General features: G+C 68.1%; 18 protein-coding genes. 13 read left to right on the top strand and 5 right to left on the bottom strand.

Annotation, left to right across the window (positions count from 1 at the left end):
• Positions 1–342 precede the first annotated feature (342 nt).
• Both ACIBVQ_RS36570 and ACIBVQ_RS36565 read left to right on the top strand, forming a co-directional pair.
• Positions 343–1,884, top strand: coding sequence for a trypsin-like serine peptidase (locus tag ACIBVQ_RS36570; protein ID WP_399183235.1), 1,542 nt, complete (start codon positions 343–345; stop codon positions 1,882–1,884).
• Positions 1,885–2,423: 539 nt separating this feature from the next.
• Entirely contained in the window at positions 2,424–3,950 is a 1,527-nt protein-coding gene (locus tag ACIBVQ_RS36565) for a trypsin-like serine peptidase (protein WP_399183233.1), read from the top strand.
• Positions 3,951–4,118: 168 nt separating this feature from the next.
• Here ACIBVQ_RS36565 and ACIBVQ_RS36560 read toward each other — a convergent pair whose 3' ends face one another.
• Positions 4,119–5,480: a hypothetical protein gene (locus tag ACIBVQ_RS36560; RefSeq protein ID WP_399183231.1), complete on the bottom strand. Its 1,362-nt coding sequence runs from the start codon at positions 5,478–5,480 to the stop codon at positions 4,119–4,121.
• A 298-nt stretch (positions 5,481–5,778) separates the two neighbouring features.
• Complete coding sequence (locus ACIBVQ_RS36555) at positions 5,779–6,969, bottom strand: NADP-dependent malic enzyme (RefSeq protein ID WP_352015111.1); 1,191 nt, start codon at positions 6,967–6,969, stop codon at positions 5,779–5,781.
• A gap of 309 nt (positions 6,970–7,278) precedes the next feature.
• Between ACIBVQ_RS36555 and ACIBVQ_RS36550 the strand changes: the two genes are divergently transcribed.
• Positions 7,279–7,812: a CGNR zinc finger domain-containing protein gene (locus ACIBVQ_RS36550; RefSeq protein ID WP_362909615.1), complete on the top strand. Its 534-nt coding sequence runs from the start codon at positions 7,279–7,281 to the stop codon at positions 7,810–7,812.
• On the opposite strand, the gene ACIBVQ_RS36545 is transcribed toward ACIBVQ_RS36550, so the two are convergent.
• The gene (locus tag ACIBVQ_RS36545) at positions 7,779–8,099 is read right to left on the bottom strand and encodes a S24 family peptidase (protein WP_399183229.1); all 321 of its coding nucleotides are present in this window, start codon (positions 8,097–8,099) and stop codon (positions 7,779–7,781) included. The genes ACIBVQ_RS36550 and ACIBVQ_RS36545 overlap by 34 nt on opposite strands.
• 74 nt (positions 8,100–8,173) lie before the next feature.
• Here ACIBVQ_RS36545 and sodN point away from each other — a divergent pair, with 74 nt between their 5' ends.
• The 3 genes from sodN to ACIBVQ_RS36530 all read left to right on the top strand — a co-directional run bounded on the left by sodN (position 8,174) and on the right by ACIBVQ_RS36530 (position 9,991).
• Positions 8,174–8,575, top strand: a complete 402-nt coding sequence (sodN, locus tag ACIBVQ_RS36540) for a superoxide dismutase, Ni (RefSeq protein ID WP_352015108.1) — start codon at positions 8,174–8,176, stop codon at positions 8,573–8,575.
• 193 nt (positions 8,576–8,768) lie between these two features.
• Entirely contained in the window at positions 8,769–9,194 is a 426-nt protein-coding gene (locus tag ACIBVQ_RS36535) for an anti-sigma factor (protein ID WP_386192473.1), read from the top strand.
• 17 nt (positions 9,195–9,211) lie between these two features.
• Positions 9,212–9,991, top strand: a complete 780-nt coding sequence (locus tag ACIBVQ_RS36530; protein WP_352015107.1) for an RNA polymerase sigma factor SigF — start codon at positions 9,212–9,214, stop codon at positions 9,989–9,991.
• On the opposite strand, the gene ACIBVQ_RS36525 is transcribed toward ACIBVQ_RS36530, so the two are convergent.
• Positions 9,988–10,395: a hypothetical protein gene (locus tag ACIBVQ_RS36525; protein WP_362909619.1), complete on the bottom strand. Its 408-nt coding sequence runs from the start codon at positions 10,393–10,395 to the stop codon at positions 9,988–9,990. The two genes, ACIBVQ_RS36530 and ACIBVQ_RS36525, sit on opposite strands and share 4 nt — an antisense overlap.
• A gap of 75 nt (positions 10,396–10,470) precedes the next feature.
• Between ACIBVQ_RS36525 and ACIBVQ_RS36520 the strand changes: the two genes are divergently transcribed.
• Together ACIBVQ_RS36520 and ACIBVQ_RS36515 are read left to right on the top strand one after the other, a co-directional pair.
• Positions 10,471–11,511 carry a diacylglycerol kinase family protein gene (locus ACIBVQ_RS36520; protein WP_352015105.1) on the top strand — a complete coding sequence of 347 codons (1,041 nt, stop codon included), beginning with the start codon at positions 10,471–10,473 and terminating at the stop codon, positions 11,509–11,511.
• A gap of 281 nt (positions 11,512–11,792) precedes the next feature.
• Positions 11,793–12,047 (top strand): WhiB family transcriptional regulator, encoded by a 255-nt coding sequence (locus ACIBVQ_RS36515; RefSeq protein ID WP_352015104.1) that lies wholly within the window; start codon positions 11,793–11,795, stop codon positions 12,045–12,047.
• Positions 12,048–12,139: 92 nt separating this feature from the next.
• Here the strand turns inward: ACIBVQ_RS36515 and ACIBVQ_RS36510 are convergent, their stop codons facing one another.
• On the bottom strand, positions 12,140–13,603 hold the full coding sequence (locus ACIBVQ_RS36510; RefSeq protein ID WP_352015103.1) for a PAS domain-containing sensor histidine kinase: 1,464 nt from the start codon (positions 13,601–13,603) through the stop codon (positions 12,140–12,142).
• Between the two features lie 67 nt (positions 13,604–13,670).
• On the opposite strand from ACIBVQ_RS36510, the gene ACIBVQ_RS36505 reads away from it, so the two are divergent.
• The 5 genes from ACIBVQ_RS36505 to ACIBVQ_RS36485 all read left to right on the top strand — a co-directional run bounded on the left by ACIBVQ_RS36505 (position 13,671) and on the right by ACIBVQ_RS36485 (position 19,175).
• Positions 13,671–14,828 (top strand): 8-amino-7-oxononanoate synthase, encoded by a 1,158-nt coding sequence (locus ACIBVQ_RS36505; protein WP_352015102.1) that lies wholly within the window; start codon positions 13,671–13,673, stop codon positions 14,826–14,828.
• A gap of 73 nt (positions 14,829–14,901) precedes the next feature.
• Complete coding sequence (locus ACIBVQ_RS36500; RefSeq protein WP_352015101.1) at positions 14,902–15,621, top strand: GntR family transcriptional regulator; 720 nt, start codon at positions 14,902–14,904, stop codon at positions 15,619–15,621.
• Between the two features lie 19 nt (positions 15,622–15,640).
• Positions 15,641–16,357: a dethiobiotin synthase gene (gene bioD, locus ACIBVQ_RS36495; RefSeq protein ID WP_399183224.1), complete on the top strand. Its 717-nt coding sequence runs from the start codon at positions 15,641–15,643 to the stop codon at positions 16,355–16,357.
• Positions 16,358–16,388: 31 nt separating this feature from the next.
• Positions 16,389–17,384, top strand: a complete 996-nt coding sequence (gene bioB / locus ACIBVQ_RS36490) for a biotin synthase BioB (protein ID WP_352015099.1) — start codon at positions 16,389–16,391, stop codon at positions 17,382–17,384.
• A 138-nt stretch (positions 17,385–17,522) separates the two neighbouring features.
• Positions 17,523–19,175, top strand: a complete 1,653-nt coding sequence (locus ACIBVQ_RS36485) for an acetolactate synthase (protein WP_352015098.1) — start codon at positions 17,523–17,525, stop codon at positions 19,173–19,175.
• Positions 19,176–19,197: the final 22 nt, after the last annotated feature.

Here is a 19,197-nt window from a genome sequence, read left to right as displayed (position 1 = left end):
TATGGGCGCGTTAGACGTAGTTCAGGCCGATTTGGTGCCATCGAAAAATGTGATCTGCGTCACACGAGATCGGGGCACCCCAACTTGGGATCGGTCCACCAAGGATCTTCACCACCCACACCGCCATCTCACTGATCTGCAAAAACAGTCCATATGCCTCACAACAGCAACAGGCACCCCACCCCCACCATCCCTCTTTGGAACGATCCCTGACGGGTTGACCGGCGACTTTACTTAGCGGAGCAGCTTCCGCTTACGAAGATCGCCCCTGTATGTTTCTGGCTATCCCTTTACTGACGCTTGGGACGCAAGATGCGTCCCACATCAGACCAAGGAGTTCCCTTGAAGCGCATCCTCCTCCCGGCCGGTGGCGCCGTTCTCGCCTCCGGCATGCTGGCCGCCGGTCTGGCCGGCACCGCCCAGGCCGCCCCGGACTGGGCGACCGACCCGCTGGCCGCCAACAACGCTGCCGCGACTTCTGTCGTCAACTACTGGACCGCGTCCGACAACGAGGCCCTGAAGAAGGCGACCGCCTACTACCACGACGCTTCCGCCAAGGGCTGGAAGTCCGGTGGCGGTTACTCCCCCGACGGCAAGCCGGGCGCCGTGCTGCCGACGGGCGAGGAGAAGGTCGTCCCCACCAAGGTCAAGAACATCAACCTGCCGAAGAACATCGGTAAGGTCTTCTGGACCGACAAGCAGGGCAACAACCGCTGGGCCTCCGGCGCTTCGATCCAGTCGAAGTACCGCAACCTGGTCGTCACCGCCGCCCACAACGTCTACGACACCGCCGGTGTCGGCGACGCCGAGGTGCTGAAGAACTGGGTGTTCGTCCCGGGTTACTACCAGGGCAAGACCCCCTACGGCATCTACGTCGGTAAGACCGCCTGGACGCACTACGACTTCGACGTCTACGAGGACTACGACCGCGACTACGCGTTCGTCACCGTCTACAACGGCGTCTTCTCCGGCGGCATCAAGCGCGTCACCGAGAACGAGTACAAGTCCTTCACCGGTCCGAAGTGGGTCGAGGAGAAGAAGGCCTCGGTCACCAAGGAAGAGTACGAGAAGTGGGTCGGCACCACCGGCAACGCCGGTGAGGTCATCGCCAAGGTCGACCCGCAGATCACCGGCCCGGACGACAAGCGCGGCACCTACGCGCCCAAGGAAGTCAGCAGGAACGCCTACCTGCAGGCTGCTGGCATCGGCGGCCCCGCCGTCGTCAAGCCGGGCGCCCAGGCCTTCACCGAGACCATCGTCGCGTCGAAGGAGGAGGCTGAGAAGTACGCCCAGGAGCACAGCCTCTGCTACGTCGAGAAGAAGGACAACGGGCAGTGGGTCATCACCCGCTACTACGTGAAGCAGTGGGTCATCGCCGGCTCTGACGCCAAGTACATCGTCAAGGACAACCAGTTCTTCATCGAGCTGTCCAAGGACGCCGGTCGCCTCGGTGACAACGTCGGCGGCCAGGGCTTCGCGTGGAACCAGAAGACCGGCCAGGCCGTCTTCATCTTCGGCTACCCCGAGGGCCCGCACCCCGACGGTGACAAGCCCTTCACCGGCATCACGCCGAAGTGGGTGTACGGCAAGACCTCCGGCAAGGTGTACGTCTCGGCCGCGCAGAAGATCGAGGAGCACATCGGCGTCAAGGGTGCTCTCACCCCCGGCGCCGACGGTGGCCCCTGGGTCCTGAAGTACAACAACAACAAGCGTCTTGGCTACGTCAACGGCGTCACCAGCCAGTTCGGCGACCAGGACGGCAACGGCCGCTACGACCTGATCACCTCGGCCTACTTCGACGGCGAGACCGCCGACATCTACAAGAAGGCCGCGAACGTCTGGTCCGGCAGGATCGTTGGCCCGAACGGCGAGCTCTACAAGTAAGCCGTTAGGGACCTGACGGTCTCCGAGTCAGGGGGTCCAAACCCCTGACTCACCCAGCTCCACCACAGAGGGGCCCGGTGTGCGCACACCGGGTCCCTTTGTCATGCCCGGAAAACCTCAGCGGGAACGCTCACGATCATGGTTCCCGCCTCATCTCGAGCCCGAGATGTCGCCGGAGAGCCGTTCCCCGGGCCACCGACCGGAAGTGTTAGACGTGAATTTCCCGGATTCGGTGCCATCAGACTGATGTGATCTGCATCACATCAGTCCGGTAACGGAAAGTATTAGGACGAACACGCCACTTCAGTCACACCGGCAACAAATTCAAGTTGATCTGCAAAAACACCGTAGATCACCTACAGGCGCCATGGGGGCGACATGGCCCCATAAAGGTAACAGAATGATATCGGGAGGTTTGGGCGCTTCGCAGCCTCGCCAACCGGCTTCCGCTCTTCAAGATCGACACTGTATGTTCCTGGCTATCCCTTTACTGACGCATGGGACGCAAGATGCGTTCCACATCAGACCAAGGAGTTCCCTTGAAGCGCATCCTCCTCCCGGCCGGTGGCGCCGTTCTCGCCTCCGGTCTGCTGGCCGCTGGTCTGGCCGGCACCGCCCAGGCCGCCCCGGACTGGGCGACCGACCCGCTGGCCGCCAACAACGCCGACGCGATCTCGGTCGTTGACTACTGGAGCGCGTCGAACAACGCCGCCCTGAAGAGCGCGACCGCGTACTACCACGACGCCGCCCCCACCTCCTGGAAGTCCGGTGGCGGTTACTCCCCCGACGGCAAGCCGGGCGCCGTGCTGCCGACGGGCGAGGAGAAGGTCGTCCCCACCAAGGTCAAGAACATCAACCTGCCGAAGAACATCGGTAAGGTCTTCTGGACTGACAAGCAGGGCAAGAACCGCTGGGCCTCCGGCGCTTCGATCCAGTCGAAGTACCGCAACCTGGTCGTCACCGCCGCCCACAACGTCTACGACACCGCCGGTGTCGGCGACGCTGACGTGCTGAAGAACTGGGTGTTCGTCCCGGGTTACTACCAGGGCAAGACCCCCTACGGCATCTACGTCGGTAAGACCGCCTGGACGCACTACGACTTCGACGTCTACGAGGACTACGACCGCGACTACGCGTTCGTCACCGTCTACAACGGCGTCTTCTCCGGCGGCGTCAAGCGCGTCACCGAGAACGAGTTCAAGTCCTTCGTTGGTTCGAAGTGGACCAAGGAAGAGAAGAAGCAGGTCACCAAGGAAGAGTACGAGAAGTGGATTGGCACCACCGGCAACGCCGGTGAGGTCGTCGACAAGGTTGACCCGCAGACCACCGGTCCGGACGACAAGCGTGGCGCCTACCTCCCCAGGGAGGTCAGCGAGGGCACCTACACCGGGGCTGCTGACGTCACCACCATCAAGCCGGGCGCCAAGGCCTTCACGGAGACCGTTATCGTCTCCAAGGAGGAGTACGACAAGTACGCGGGTCCCGGCAAGAAGGCTCAGGACCCCAAGACCGGCCAGTGGACGATCACCCGCTACTACGTGAAGCAGTGGGTCATCGCCGGCTCTGACGCCAAGTACTTCATCAAGGACTACGGCTACTTCATCGAGCTGTCCAAGGACGCCGGTCGCCTCGGTGACAACGTCGGCGGCCAGGGCTTCGCGTGGAACCAGAAGACCGGCCAGGCCGTCTTCGTCTTCGGCTACCCCGAGGGCCCGCACCCCGACGGCGACAAGCCCTTCACCGGCGTGACGCCGAAGTGGGTGTACGGCAAGACCACCGGCAAGGTGTACGTCTCGGCCGCGCAGAAGATCGAGGAGCACATCGGCGTCAAGGGTGCTCTCACCCCCGGCGCCGACGGTGGCCCCTGGGTCCTGAAGTACAACAACAACAAGCGTCTTGGCTACGTCAACGGCGTCACCAGCCAGTTCGGCGACCAGGACAAGAACGGCCGCTACGACCTGATCACCTCGGCCTACTTCGACGGCGAGACCGCCGACATCTACAAGAAGGCCGCCGCTGTCTGGTCCGGCAAGATCGTTGGCCCGAACGGCGAGATCTACAAGTAAGCCGTTAGGGACCTGACGGTCTCCGAGTCAGGGGGTCCAAACCCCTGACTCACCCAGCTCCACCGCAGAGGGGCCCGGTGTGCGCAACCGGGCCCCTTTGTCATGTCCGCTGTAAAGTCCGCACGAGTTCGCCGGCCGTACCCTGTCAGGGTTCCTGTCAGGTTCGGCTCACGTGACGGAGACGAGATCTCCGGCCCGCACGTCCAGTTCGGCGACCGTCCTGTTCCCGGCGAAGGGGGCCAGCCTGCGGCGCAGGTCGGCCACGTAGGACCGGGTCCGTGCCGACTGCAGCCCCGTAGCGAGGTCCAGCGCCTCGGACGCCGCGACGCAGGCGTGTTCCAGTTCCCCGCGCTGCAGCAGTCCCGCCGCCAGCAACGCCAGGTTGAACATCCGCCCCCTGACATAGCGGCCGTCCATGTCCAGGGACCGCCGCGCGTGCCGTACGGCCGCCGCGCCGTCGCCCAGGTCGCGGAAGCAGTGGGCGAACTTGGCCGACAGGTAGGCCTCGTCGAAGTAGGCGATCCAGTCGGGCCGCTCCCCTGTCTCACGCCTGTCGAAGGCCAGTTCCGCCTCGTGCAGGGCGGCCCCGCACGCCGGGCGGTCCTCAAGGAGTGCGTGGGCGTGGGCCTCGACCACGTGGGCCTCGGCCAGCAGGGCGTAGACCCCGGCGCGGCGGGCCGAGAGCTGGGCGGCCCTGGCCAGGTCGAGGGCGTGGGCGGGCTGGCCGATGTACAGGGCCTGGTGGCTCATTCCCGCGAGGATCTCTCCGCCCAGTCCGTGGTCACCGGCCCCCCTGGCCAGCCGCAGCGCCTGGATCAGGTAGCGCTGGGCCAGGCCGTGCTGCTCCAGGTCGTAGGCCATCCACCCGGCGAGCCTGGTCAGCTCGGCCGCGGCCGACGCCAGCGCCCTGCCGGTCGTCTCGGCGTAGGAGCCCTCACCGAGCAGTGGGGCGACGGCTGTGTCGAGATATTTCACGACCGCCGATCTGACCCTGCCGCCGCCGAACCTGTTGTCGAGTTCGCCGAACGACCGGGTGACCTCCTTGATCGCGGCGATGTCGGCCATGCCGACCCGGCGGGGACCGTTGGCCGTGGGGTGCTCCTCGACGGGCAGGGTCAACCAGCGCAGAGCCCCGGTCGAACCCGCGCCGATCGCGAAGGTTGAGTCGAGCAGGAACCTGCGTCTTTCTACGTCCCCGCGCCACAGTGCTGTCACGGTCGCGATCCCTTCCTGCCACGTGTGAGTGAACTCCTGCCCCAGATCTGTGGGGGTGGAGACGGCGGGCAGGCCGAGATCTTCGACGCCGACCGCCCTGCCAAGCCGGAGGGAGAAGATCTCCGCGAGCAGCATGGGGACGGGGCCTCTGGGTCGTTGGCCACCGATCCAGCGCAGCACGGAGCTGTGGTCGTACTTCAGGCCGGACAGACCGCGGGTCACCCCGAGGTCGTTGAGCCTGCGGGCCAGCCCCTTGTGGGTGAAGCCCGACTCGATGATGAGCCGCTGAAGTGCGCGGTTCGGCTCGCGTTCCATTGCTCTCCTCACCGCGAGAACCGTCTGAGCATGGGAGACACGGCCGTCTGTGACGGCCACCGGCAACCGCCCCGCATGCCTCTCACCTGAGCAGGTAACGGAACGCCATTTTTATAGCACATTCCGTGAACATCGCTCATGGATTCGCAAACCAAAAAACGCCCCTCGCCGATCGGGCGAGAGGCGTCCCCACGAGGGTGTTCCGCCGGTGGATCTGGAAGGGGGTGACCTGTGCAGACCCCGGCCGGCGGACATGGAAGGACTGACCCGGACGAAACGGGCCTGAAACCGGAAAGCGCTACCTGCGGGCCACTCCGTCGAGACGGGCCTGCTCGGAGACAGCGGCGATGACCGCGGGGGCGACCCGCTCGTCGAACGGGCTCGGGATCACGTAGTCGGCGGACAGGTCGTCACCGACGACGGAGGCCAGCGCCTCGGCGGCGGCCACCTTCATGTTCTCGGTGATGGCCGTGGCGCGGACATCGAGTGCCCCGCGGAAGACGCCGGGGAAGGCGAGCACGTTGTTGATCTGGTTGGGGAAGTCGGAGCGGCCGGTCGCCACCACGTGGGCGTGCCTCCTGGCGACCTCCGGGTGGACCTCGGGGGTCGGGTTGGACAGCGCGAAGACGATGGAGTCTTTCGCCATCGAGGCGACGGCCTCCTCGGAGACGGTCGATCCGGAGAGCCCGACGAACACGTCGGCCCCGGCCAGCGCGGACTCGGTCGAGCCGCGCAGGCCCGCCCTGTTGGTGTCCCGCGCCAGGGCCTCCTTGACCGGGTTGAGCCCCTCGCGGCCCTCGTGGATGAGGCCCTTGGAGTCGGCCACCGCGATGTCCCCGATGCCGGCGTTGAGGAGGATGCGGCTCACGGCGATCCCCGAGGCGCCCGCTCCCGCGACCACGGCCCGCAGGTCTCCCAGCGAGCGCCCGGTCAGCCGCGCGGCGTTCTTCAGCGCCGCGAGCACGACGATCGCGGTGCCGTGCTGGTCGTCGTGGAAGACGGGGATGTCCAGCAGTTCGCGCAGCCGGTCCTCGACCTCGAAGCACCTGGGGGCGCTGATGTCCTCCAGGTTGACGCCTCCGAAGGAGGGGGCGAGGCGGGCGACGGTCTCGACGATCTCGTCGACACCGGTGCAGCTGATGCAGATCGGCACCGCGTCGACCCCGGCGAACTGCTTGAACAGCAGGGCCTTGCCCTCCATGACCGGCATGGCGGCCGCGGGGCCGATGTCTCCGAGGCCGAGCACGGCGGTGCCGTCGGAGACGACGGCGACCACGTTGGAGACCCAGGTGTAGTCGTTGACGAGGTCGGGCTCGTCGGCGATCGCGCTGCAGACCTTCGCGACTCCAGGTGTGTAGGCCAGGGCCAGGTCACCGGCGTCGCGGACGGGGACGGTCGAGCGGACCTCCAGCTTGCCCCCGCGGTGCAGGGCGAAGGCCGGATCGAGATCGAGGGATTCTAGAGAGATGGAAGATGGCGTGACAGCCACAGCGACCCCTGTGTTCAGTCAGACTCAGACGGATTGGTCCTTCGTAGACGGCCGCCGCGGGCCTGGCCCGGCTTCGGTAGTCGCTCGGGGCCTGCTCGTGGGGCCGTCGGAGGGGTACGGGGGTCACCCGTTGCTCGATTCTGCCACAGGGAGGCCTCCCACCAGGGGACAGGGGCCACTCACTTTCGTTACATGACGAGGGGCCTCTTTCGTTACATGGTGACGGTCCGGCCACGCCTGTAGGATGCGGCTCCGATCGTCGTCGCTCACCACGACTGTCGTCATCACCCACCACGACGGAACAGTCCGATGGATCTGACCTCCTACGCCGAGCTGGCCGTACTACTGATCAACAACCCGGACCGGCTGGCCGGTCTGGACGGCCTGCGCGCGCTGCTGGAGGAGAGCGGGCGTCACCGGCCCGGCTGCCGCCTCACCCGCGGCGACCTCGACGCCCTGCGGGACCTGCGCGCGGAGCTGACCGCCGTCTTCGAGTCGGCGCAGGCCGGTGACGAGGCCGACGTGGTCGACCGGCTCAACTCCTTGCTGATCCGGCATCCCGTACAGCCGCAGATCTCCGGGCACGACGGCCAGCACTGGCACATGCACCTCACCGAGGGCGGCCGGGCGGCCGACCAGTACGCCGCCGGGGCCGTGATGGGCCTGGCCACCCTGGTGACCGACCTGGGGGTGAGCAGGCTCGGCCTCTGTCAGGCGGCCCCCTGCAGACGGGCCTTCCTGGACACCTCCTCGAACCGGTCGAGGCGTTACTGCTCCGAGCGTTGCGCCAGCAGGGCGAACGTCGCCGCCTACCGGGCCCGCAGGAAGGGCGGCGGCCAGTAACGCAGCGCCACCCGGCCGACCAGTGACGAGGGGGGCACCGCGCCGAAGTCCCAGCTGTCCCTGCGGCCCGAGGCGCGCTGGTTCTCGCTCTCCAGCCACCAGTCCTCCCCCTCACGCCAGGCGGCCCGTTTGACGATGAGCAGCGACGGGTCCGAGGGGAGCCTGGCCACCACCAGATCCCCGGCGCTGACGGGAGCGCCACGCCGTACCCACAGCCAGTCGCCGGGGCGCAGCACGGGCAGCATGGAATCTCCCTCGACACGCACTCTCACGGATCTCAACCCCATCCCATACGGCATTTGAAGGCGAGTAAGGTCGGTAACGGACCATGTTGATCTCAGCATCAAGGAAGGACTTTCCGATGCTTGCACGACTTCTGCGGCCCAGGCTCGTCGCGTCCGCGCACTGCGACCTGCCGTGCGGCGTGTACGACCCGGCACAGGCCCGCATCGAGGCCGAGTCAGTCAAAGCCATCATCGAGAAGTACAACGCGAACGAGGACCCGGTCTTCCGCACTCGCGCACTGATCATCAAGGAGCAGCGGGCCGAGCTGGTCAAGCACCACCTGTGGGTGCTGTGGACCGACTACTTCAAGCCCCCGCACCTGGAGGCCTACCCCCAGCTGCACCAGCTGTTCTGGGAGGCCACCAAGCTCGCGGGCGCCGCGGGCGGCAAGGGCACCGTCGAGGTGGCCCAGGCGGACGAGCTCCTGGCCAAGATCGACGAGATCTCCAAGATCTTCTGGGCGACCAAGGCCGCCTGAGCCAGAAAGCCCGGTGATCGACACGTCCAGGCCTCGTGTGGGGTGCGACCACACGGGGCCTGACCTGTTCTTAGAGCCCATTCGGTGTCTTAAAGTGTTCTTGAGGTGCTAAATCACCCGGATCGCGAGTCCAAGCGGGCCAACCACCGCCGTGGGGCTGTAAGTTGCAGTCAGCGACTCTGCGAGGAGGAACGTGACCGAACACACCGAGACACCCGCGGTCGACATGGGCGGAATCCGTGACGTGGTCAGCGTCCGGCTGCCGGCCGCGAGTGCCTATCTGTCCGTGCTGCGTACGGCAACCGCCGGGCTGGCCGCGCGGCTGGACTTCACGCTTGACGAGATCGAGGACCTTCGGATCGCGGTCGACGAGGCGTGCGCGATGCTGCTGACCCAGGCCGTTCCCGGCACCGACCTGACGGCCGAGTTCGAGCTGACCGGGCAGCTGATGCAGGTCAGCGTCGAGGTCAGCACGGTCGGCAGCGCCGCGCCGAAACGTGATGACTTCGCCTGGATGGTGCTCACCGCGCTTGCCGACGACGTGGATGCCGTGACCGACTCCCCCGACCGTATGGCGATCGTGCTACGTAAGCGCCGGGGCGCGGCGAGGCCGGCGTGACGGAAAGGACTCGTGCCATGGCCGCCAGCGACCACGCGGTGCCCGACCGGGTGCGCGCGCGCCTGCTTTTCGCGGAACTGGCGGAGTTGACCCCCGACGACTCACGGCGCCAGCGCATCCGTGACGAGCTCGTCGAGCTCCACCTGCCTCTCGTGGAGTACCTCGCCCGCCGGTTCCGCAACCGGGGTGAGTGGCTCGACGACCTCACCCAGGTCGCGACCATCGGTCTGATCAAGTCGATCGACCGCTTCGACCTCGCCCGTGGGGTGGAGTTCTCCACCTACGCCACCCCGACGATCGTGGGCGAGATCAAACGTCACTTCCGTGACAAGGGCTGGGCGGTCCGTGTGCCGCGCCGTCTGCAGGAGCTGAAGCTCTCGCTCACCAAGGCGATCAGCGAGCTGTCCCAGCGCGAGGGGCGTGCCCCGACCGTCGGAGAGCTGGCCTCGTTCCTGAAGATGACCGAGGAGGAGGTGCTTGAGGGGCTTGAGTCGGCCAACGCCTACTCCACGGTCTCCCTCGACGCGCCCGACTCCGGTGACGACGACGCGCCCGCGGTCGCCGACTCCCTCGGCATCGTGGACGACTCCCTTGAGGGCGTCGAGTACCGCGAGTCGCTCAAGCCCCTTCTCGAACGGCTGCCGCCCCGCGAGAAGCGCATCCTTCTGCTGCGTTTCTTCGGCAACATGACGCAGTCGCAGATCGCCACCGAGCTGGGCATCTCCCAGATGCACGTGTCCCGGCTGCTGGCCAGGACCCTGGCTCAGCTCCGCGAGGGGCTGACGGCGGAGGACTAGACGCCGTCCCGGTGCTCTCCGTAGAGCGCCTGGGTCGTCGGGGGTGACAGCAGCGCGACCAGTCCGATCACTGCCACGGTGATCAGCGGGATGCCGATCGTCCGCTGGTCGGACTGGATCAGCGTGACGCCCACGACGACGGCGAAGATCTGGGCGAGCACTCCGGGGCTCCTGGACCATCGCTCGGTCCTCAGCATGCCCAGGGCCACCCAGATCAGCGCGGCCCCGAGCAGGATGCCGAAACCGGCGACGAAGGCCGAGCTCACCACGTCAGAGGGCTGCCCGATGACCGTCTCGACTCCGACGTAACCGCCGAGCAGCACGGTGACGACGCCTTCGAGCGCCATGACGACGGCTGCGACGGTGAGAGTGAGCGGACGCTGGTTCGACACGGGGTTCGACACAGCCAAAGCCTATCGCCGGGACATCTCGCCCTTCTCTGCCGCCGTGGCCGTGGTCGCGGCGGATACGCTGGCGTTATGCGAGCGATGCTCCTGGTGAACCCCAAGGCCACCACGACGAACCAGCGGACGCGGGACGTGCTGATCAGGGCGCTGGGCGCGACGGTGGATCTGACCGTCGAGGAGACCCAGTACCGGGGGCACGCGGCCCATCTGTCCCGCGAGGCCCATGGCTCCGGTTTCGACGTGGTCGCCGTGCTCGGCGGCGACGGGACCGTCAACGAGGCCGTCAACGGCCTGCTCGACGCCCCTGGCATCGCCGACATCACCGGGGAAGCCGTGGAGGGTGGCGACGCCGAGACGGCCCGTCGGGAAGATTCGTCCGATGACGGTGCCGTGGACGACGGTGTGAGCGGGGGCGCGGTGAACCGTCCCGCGCTGCTGACGATCCCCGGCGGCAGCGCCAACGTCTTCGCGCGGGCGCTGGGGCTGCCCAACGACCCGGTCGAGGCGGTCGGCGCGATCCTTGAGGCCCTGCGTGACGACAGACGCAGGACCGTCGGACTGGGCCAGGCCATCTGGAACGGCCGGCGCAGATACTTCACCTTCTGCAGCGGGCTCGGGTACGACGCCGAGGTGATCAGGGCCGTCGAGGGGCTGCGGGGCGCGGGGCGCAAGGCCACGCCCGCCCGCTATGTGAACACGGCTCTGCACCACTATCTGTCGACGGACAGGCGGCAGGCGCCCATGAGCGTCGAGGGGCCCGAGGTGCCTCCTGCGGACGACCTCTTCATGGCGATCGTCTCCAACACCTCACCCTGGACCTACGTGGGCTCCCGTCCGGTCTGCCCGACGCCGTGGGCGAGTTTCGAGACCGGCCTGGACCTGCTGGGGTTGCAGCGGCTCGACCCCGTCACGATGTGCCATCTGATGCCCCAGATCATCGGGGTGCGTGAGACCCTCCCCACCGGCCGCCACCTGGTACAACTCCATGACGAACGGGAGTTCACGGTGAGCGCCCTGCGCCCCGTGGCCTTTCAGCTTGATGGTGACTATCTGGGAGAGGTTGAGCGGGTAACGTTCCGCTCCATCCCGAAGGCGTTACAAGTGGTGGTATGACCAGTTACATCCGGTCATCGTGTGACGCATCCGACATGCATATCAGGCAAAACCTTCTCCCAAACCTCTTGCATGTACTGAGCGTGGCTGACAATCTCAACATTGACGTCGGAACGTAGGACCTTTGAGCGGAGACATCGCTCTTGGGCCACCGGCGATCTAGTGAACGCAACCCCGAACCGAACCAGGCTCGGGCGATCGTTCGCGCTGGTTAGTGAAAGTCTTCACAAAGTACACCGCCGGAGCCGAAGCAAGGGCTCCTCATCCGAAGGAGTGGACGCATGGACTGGCGCCACCGAGCCGCCTGCCGTGACGTGGACCCCGAGCTTTTCTTCCCGATCGGCAACACCGGCCCCGCCCTGATGCAGATCGAAGAGGCCAAGCAGGTCTGCCGCACCTGTAACGTCAGCGAGGCCTGCCTGAAGTGGGCGCTGGAGTCCGGTCAGGACGCCGGTGTCTGGGGCGGCATGAGCGAGGACGAACGCCGCGCCCTCAAGCGTCGCACGGCACGCGTCCGCACCCGTGTCAGCGCCTGAATCTCAGCGATCCGACAGAACCTTAGCAAACCAGGCGACGACTCCCGCGCGCCCCTCCCCCCGGGCTCGAACCGTGACCTCATGCCACGGTCTCAGGCCACGGGGAGGGGAATGCTCAGCGTGACCTCGGTGCCACCGCCCTGACGAGGTTCGATCGCCAGCCTGCCCGACAGTTCGCCGACGACGAGCGTCCGTACGATCTGCAGGCCGAGGCTGGTCGACGACTCCAGGTCGAAGTTCTCCGGCAGGCCGTTGCCGTCATCGGAGACGATCACGTCAAGCCGGTCGGCACCTCGCTCGACGATCACCTGAAGCTTCCCGGGACGCTGGGCGAGACCGTGCTGGACCGCGTTCTGCAGCAGCTCGGTGAGAACCATCGCCAGCGGCGTCGCGATCTCCGAGCGCAGTACCCCGAACGTCCCGATCCGGCGCGGCACCACCTGTGCCTCGGGTGCGGCGACCTCCCCTGTCATCGCGATCACCCGGTCGGCGATGTCGTCGAAGTCGACCTGTTCCTCGGGTGTGTGGGACAGCGTCTCGTGCACGATCGCGATCGAGCCGACCCTGCGCACCGCCTCCTCCAGCGCCTCCCGCCCCTCCGGCAGTTGCAACCGCCTGGCCTGCAGCCGCAGCAGCGCGGCCACCGTCTGCAGGTTGTTCTTGACCCGGTGGTGGATCTCCCTGATGGTCGCGTCCTTGGTCATCAGTTCCCGCTCGCGGCGACGCAGCTCCGTCACGTCGCGGATGAGCACCAGCGCGCCGATGCGCCCGCCCCCCACGACCAGCGGGATCGCCCGTAGCTGCACGACCGTCCCGCCCGACTCGACCTCGGTCTCCCTCGGTTCCCGGCCGCTGGCCACGATCATCAGGTTCTCGTTGATGGGCTCGTCGGAGTAGCACAGGTTCGCCGTGGTACGGCCGAGCTCGGCACCGACCAGGTCCGCGTTGAGCCCCAGCCTGCGGTAGGCGGACAGGGCGTTGGGCGAGGCGTAGGTGACCCGCCCCGCACGGTCGAGCCTGAGCAGTCCGTCGCCGACACGCGGGGAGCGGACCAGGATCGGCTCGGCGCCGGAGAAGGGGAAACGTCCCTCGGCGACCATCTGGGCCAGGTCGGAGGCGCTCTGCAGGTAGGTGAGTTCGAGCCGTGACGGGGTGCGCGCGGAGGAGAGGTTCGTCGAGCGCTGGATCACGCCGATGAAGTGGTCGGCGCGCCGTACCGGGATGGTCTCCTCGCGCACCGGCACTCCGCTCGACCAGTCGGGGTCGCCCTCCCGGCAGATGCGCCTCTCGTTCCAGGCGGTGTCGATGAGCGCCCGTTCGCCCTTGGCCGCCGTCATCCCCACGATGTCGTCGTGATAGACGGTCGGGCCCGTGGTCGGCCGCATCTGGGCGACCGCGATCCAGCCGGTGCCCTCCCTGAGGGGGATCCACAGGATGAGGTCGGCGAACGACAGGTCGGCCAGAAGCTGCCAGTCGGAGACCAGTGAGTGCATCCACTCAAGGTCCGCGTCGTCGAGCGCGGTGTGACGAACCGCCAGGTCGCTTAGAGTCGGCACTCGTGCATCATGCGTGGTTTGAGGGGCCGAACGCGAATCGGGCACACCACATTGGGAAAATGCCCCCATGACACATGGGCCCGATCCGCTGGCGCGCTTCCGGACCGCCGCGGTGGCGCGGGAGGCCGCGGGACTCAGACGGGTCCTGCGTGCCCGGGCCTCCGACGACGACCTGGTCGATCTGGCCTCGAACGACTATCTCGGGCTCGCCGGGGACCGGCGGCTCGCCGAGGCCGCCTCCGCGGCGGCCTTCGAATGGGGAACGGGTGCGACCGGCTCCCGCCTCGTGACCGGTTCGACCGTGCTGCACGCCCGCCTTGAGGAACGGCTGGCCGCCTTCGCCCGCGCGGAGGGCGCCCTGGTGTTCTCCTCCGGGTACCTGGCCAACCTGGCGGCCGTCACGGCGCTCGGCCGCGACGCCCTGGTGGTCTCGGACGCGGGTAACCACGCCTCGATCGTGGACGCCTGCCGTCTGTCGCGCTCCCCCGTGACGGTCACCCCGCACCGGGACGTGACGGCCGTGGAGAAGGCGCTCGCCGGCCGGGACACCGAGCACGCGATCGTGGTCACCGACGCGCTCTTCTCCGTCGACGGGGACCTGGCCCCGCTGGCCGAACTGCACGCGGCGGCCGTACGGCAGGGCGCGCTGCTGGTGGTCGACGAGGCGCACTCTTTGGGGATCCTCGGGTTCGGAGGACGGGGGGCGGCACACGCGGCGGGCCTGGCCGGGGAGCGGACCGTTGTGAGAACGGTCACACTCTCCAAATCCCTCGGTTCCCAGGGCGGGGCCGTCCTCGGCGCTCCCGAGGTCATCGAAACCCTGATAAACACGGGCCGTTCCTTCATCTTCGACACCGCTCTCGCGCCGGGGAGCGTGGCCGCCGCACTCGCCGCGCTAGATATCCTTCACAATCAGCCCGAACTGCCCGGACACGTGCTCACCAGAGCGAAGGAGCTGGCCGCCCTGGCCCGCGACCTCGGTCTGGAGACCAACGATCCGGCGGGTGCGGTCGTCCCGATCGTGCTCGGCCAACCCGAGACGGCGCTTCGGGCCGCCGTCATCTGTGCGGAACACGGGGTGCGGGTCGGATGCTTCCGGCCGCCCTCGGTACCGGCCGGCCGCTCTTGCCTGCGGTTGACCGCGCGGGCCAATCTGAGTTCCGACGATCTAGCGGTGATCAAGGGTGCGCTCACCGCCGTGGCCGAGATGAAGGTGACCATGTGAGTGAGCGAAGCGAGCGGACCTGCGGGTGGGACACGGGTCCCGTCGCCCTCGAACCTCCGGACGAGGTGCGGGCGTGACGGAGGAATCCCCCAGAATCCCGAAGTACTACGACGTCAAGCGCAGCCTGCTCGCGCTCACCAAAAGCCTGGCCGCCGGCAGCGCCCTGCCCCCCGAGCGGACGCTCGCGGTGCGTTTCGAGACGTCGCGCACCACCGTGCGCCAGGCCCTGTCCGAACTCGTGGTCGAGGGACGGCTGGTGCGCATCCAGGGCAAGGGGACGTTCGTCGCGCACCCCAAGGTCGCCCAGGTGCTGCAGCTCACCTCCTACACCGGTGACCTCAGGACCGTCGGCCTCGAACCCGACACCAAGATCCTCGACATCAGCTACATCACCGCGGACGAGCCGCTGGCCCGGCGCCTGGCGATCAACCCCGGCGGCCGGGTGCTGCGGATCCACCGGCTCCGTCTGGCCAACGGAGAGCCGATGTCCATCGACACCACCCACCTGTCCGCCCGCCGCTTCCCCCGGCTCAGGCGCGAGCTTGAGGTGCACTCCTCGCTGTACGAGACACTGCACAACGCCTACAACGTACGGCTGACGGACGCCGAGGAGATCATCGAGACCGTGCTGGCCACGCCGTACGACGCCCAGGTGCTGAGCGTGGACGTGGGTCTGCCGATGCTGCTGCTCACCCGGCACGCCTTCGACGCCGACGGCAACCCGGTCGAATGGGCCCAGTCCCTCTACCGGGGAGACCGCTACAAGTTCGTCACCCGCCTTCGCCGCCCCTGACGTCCGTAAGGTGTGGAGGATGAGCATCCTCGTGATCACCGGGACCGACACGGGAGTCGGCAAGACGATCGTCACCGCCGCGGTCGCCGCGCTCGCCAAGGAGCGGGGCGCCTCGGTCGCGGTGGTGAAACCGGCGCAGACCGGGGTCGGCGCGCTCGACCCCGGCGACCTGGACGACGTCATCCGGCTGACCGGGGTGACCACCACCTTCGAGCTGTCCAGGTTCCCCGACCCCCTGGCCCCCGCGGCGGCGGCCAGGGTTGCGGGCCTGCCCCCGGTCTCCCTCGACCACGCCGCCGCCCGCATCGCCGACCTGGCCTCCTCCCACCGCCTGGTGCTCGTCGAGGGCGCGGGCGGGCTCCTGGTCCGCTTCGACGAGGAGGGGGCGACCCTGGCCGACCTGGCCAGGGCGTTGTCCGCTCCGGTGCTGCTGGTGACGCGGGCGTCCCTGGGCACGCTCAACCACACCGCGCTGACGCTGGAGGCCATGGCGGGACGCGGCCTCGACCTGGCGGGCGTGATCATCGGTTCCTGGCCCGCCGAACCCGGCCTCGCCGAACGGTGCAACGTCGCCGATCTGGAGATGCTCGCCGCCAGGCCGCTGGCGGGTGCGCTGCCCGAGGGCGCCGGATCCCTCGGCCGGGAGGCCTTCGCCCGTACGGCCCGCATGGGCCTGGCCCCCGTGCTGGGAGGGGGCTTCGACTCCTCAGCCTTCAGATCCACATTTAGGCTCTAGCCGTAGCCGACGGCCTTCAGAGTGGAGCAGCATGAGCGACATACTCGACATCGCCCGCGTCCAGGTGCTTGAGGAAGGCAGAGGACTCGACGCCGGACAGGCCCTGCGGTGTCTGGAGTTACCCGAAGAGCGAGTTTCCGACCTGCTGGCGCTCGCGCACGAGGTGCGTGTGAAGTGGTGCGGCCCCGAAGTCGAGGTCGAGGGGATCATCTCCCTCAAGACGGGCGGCTGCCCGGAGGACTGCCATTTCTGCTCCCAGTCGGGGCAGTTCAGTTCACCGGTCCGCGCCGCGTGGCTGGACATCCCGTCCCTGGTCCAGGCGGCCAAGGAGACCGCGGCGACGGGGGCGACGGAGTTCTGCATCGTGGCCGCGGTGCGCGGCCCCGACCGGCGGCTGATGGACCAGGTCCGCGAGGGAGTCGAGGCGATCAGGCAGGCCGTCGACATCAACGTCGCCTGCTCCCTGGGCATGCTCACCCAGGAGCAGGTCGACGAGCTGGCCGGGATGGGCGTGCACCGTTACAACCACAACCTGGAGACCGCCAGGTCGCACTTCGACAAGGTCGTCACCACCCACAGCTGGCAGGAACGCTGGGACACCTGTCTGATGGTGCGCGAGGCCGGGATGGAGCTGTGCTGCGGCGGCATCGTCGGCATGGGCGAGACGCTGGAGCAGCGGGCCGAGTTCGCCGGACAGCTCGGCGAACTCCAGCCCGACGAGGTCCCGCTGAACTTCCTCAACCCCCGTCCCGGCACGCCCTTCGAGTCGTTCCCGCTGCTGACGGGTACCGAGGCGCTCAGGACGATCGCGACCTTCAGACTGGCGCTGCCCCGCACGATCCTGCGCTACGCGGGCGGCAGGGAGCTGACGCTGGGCGACCTGGGCACCCGTGACGGCATGCTCGGCGGGATCAACGCGATCATCGTCGGCAACTACCTCACCACGCTCGGCCGTACCCCCGAGGCGGACCTCAACCTGCTGGCCGACCTGCGGATGCCGATCAAGGCGCTCTCCGAGACCCTGTGAGCCGAGGAACCCGCTCCCGGTGCCGTCCGAGGAGCGGGTTCCCCCATGTGACAGGTGGTCAGAGCGTTAGCCGGGGGGAATCTGGGCAGGGTCTCCAATCACTGTCCGGCTAAGTGACTGACTGGTAGGTTGCGCGATATGGAGTCTCCAAAGCACGCGGGCGACATCGCCGTCGCCGTCTCCAAGGCCTACGGGATCGAGACCATGTTCACCCTGTCCGGCGGGCACGTCTTCCCGCTGTACGACGGGGCGGTCCACGAGGGCGTGCCGATCCTCGACGTACGGCACGAGCAGAGCGCGGTCTTCGCGGCCGAGGCGACGGCCAGGCTGACCCGCAGGCCGGGTCTGGCCGTGCTCACCGCAGGCCCCGGCGTCACCAACGGCGTCAGCGGCGTGGCGACCGCGCACGCCAACGGCTCCCCCGTCGTGATCATGGGAGGCAGGGCGCCGAGGTCGCGCTGGGGCTCCGGCGCGCTGCAGGAGATGGACCACCCGCCGTTGCTGGCTCCGATCACCAAACTGGCCTTCACCGGCTCCGGGCCCGACTCCGTCGGCGAGGACGTGGAGATGGCCTTCAGGACCGCCCTCGCCCCGCACCGGGGGCCGGTCTTCCTCGACTTCCACATGGACGACCTGTTCTCCCCGGCTCCCCCGCTCGAACACGCGACCAGGACCCTGACCCCCTCACCGCTCGAACCCGACCCCGACGCGCTCGCCGGTATCGCCGCCCTGCTCGCCGAGGCCGAACGCCCGGTGCTGGTGCTCGGCTCCGACGTGTGGATGGACCGGGCGGAGGAGGTCGCCAGGGGCTTCGCCGAGGAGTTCCGCCTGCCGGTCATCCCCAACGGACAGGGGCGTGGCATCCTTCCCGCGGGCCACGAACTCCTGGTCACCCGCGCCCGCGGCCTGGCCTTCTCCCAGGCCGACCTGGTGATCGTCGCGGGCGCCCCGCTGGACTTCCGGCTCGCCTACGGCTGGTTCGGCGGCAAGAACGGCACCCCGCTCGCCAGGGTCGTGCACCTGGCCGACGCGCCGTCGCAGCTGACCCCCCACATGCAGCCCTCCGGTGCCGCCGCGGGTGACCTGTCGCTGGTCTTCTGGGGTCTTGGTACGGCCTGCGGCGAGGCGGGCGTCTCCCCCAAGGCGTACGCGCCGTGGCTGTCGAGGTTGAGGGAGGCCGCCGACGCCGCGGTCGCCGGGGACGCCGAACTGCTGGCCTCCGACGCCGACCCGATCCACCCGATGCGGATCTACGGTGAGCTGAACAAGATCCTCGCCGACGACGCCGTGGTGATCGGCGACGGCGGCGACTTCGTCTCCTACGCGGGCAAGTACGTCGAGCCGAGGCAGCCGGGCAACTGGCTCGACCCCGGCCCCTACGGCTGTCTGGGCACCGGCCTCGGCTACTCCATCGCCGCCCGCCTGGCCAGGCCGTCCTCCCAGGTGGCGTTGCTGCTCGGCGACGGCGCCGCCGGGTTCTCGCTGATGGATGTGGACACGCTCGTCCGGCACCGCCTGCCGGTTGTGATGATCTGCGGCAACAACGGCATCTGGGGCCTGGAGAAGCACCCCATGCGGCTGCTGTACGGCTACGACGTGGCGGCCGAGTTGCAGCCGCAGTGCCGATACGACGAGGTGGTGACGGCGCTCGGCGGGGGTGGTGAGCTGGTCACCGACCCGGCGGAGATCGGTCCCGCGCTGCGCCGGGCCTTCGACTCCGGCGTGCCGTACATGGTGAACATCGCCACCGATCCGGCGATCGCCTACCCCCGCAACACGACCGGGGTCTGAACGGCCCCGGATCGCCGGGGCC

The organism is Streptosporangium sp. NPDC049376 (assembly GCF_044466505.1).
GTDB lineage: Bacteria > Actinomycetota > Actinomycetes > Streptosporangiales > Streptosporangiaceae > Streptosporangium.
This window is presented reverse-complemented; position numbering and strand designations above follow the sequence as displayed.

Coding starts and splice junctions, on each gene's coding strand:
- bioD (WP_399183224.1), top strand. CDS start 15,641: ATGAGCATCCTCGTGATCACCGGGACCGACACGGGAGTCGGCAAGACG.
- bioB (WP_352015099.1), top strand. CDS start 16,389: ATGAGCGACATACTCGACATCGCCCGCGTCCAGGTGCTTGAGGAAGGC.
- ACIBVQ_RS36550 (WP_362909615.1), top strand. CDS start 7,279: ATGGATCTGACCTCCTACGCCGAGCTGGCCGTACTACTGATCAACAAC.
- ACIBVQ_RS36520 (WP_352015105.1), top strand. CDS start 10,471: ATGCGAGCGATGCTCCTGGTGAACCCCAAGGCCACCACGACGAACCAG.
- ACIBVQ_RS36485 (WP_352015098.1), top strand. CDS start 17,523: ATGGAGTCTCCAAAGCACGCGGGCGACATCGCCGTCGCCGTCTCCAAG.
- ACIBVQ_RS36530 (WP_352015107.1), top strand. CDS start 9,212: ATGGCCGCCAGCGACCACGCGGTGCCCGACCGGGTGCGCGCGCGCCTG.
- ACIBVQ_RS36515 (WP_352015104.1), top strand. CDS start 11,793: ATGGACTGGCGCCACCGAGCCGCCTGCCGTGACGTGGACCCCGAGCTT.
- sodN (WP_352015108.1), top strand. CDS start 8,174: ATGCTTGCACGACTTCTGCGGCCCAGGCTCGTCGCGTCCGCGCACTGC.
- ACIBVQ_RS36505 (WP_352015102.1), top strand. CDS start 13,671: ATGACACATGGGCCCGATCCGCTGGCGCGCTTCCGGACCGCCGCGGTG.
- ACIBVQ_RS36560 (WP_399183231.1), bottom strand. CDS start 5,480: ATGGAACGCGAGCCGAACCGCGCACTTCAGCGGCTCATCATCGAGTCG.
- ACIBVQ_RS36545 (WP_399183229.1), bottom strand. CDS start 8,099: ATGGGGTTGAGATCCGTGAGAGTGCGTGTCGAGGGAGATTCCATGCTG.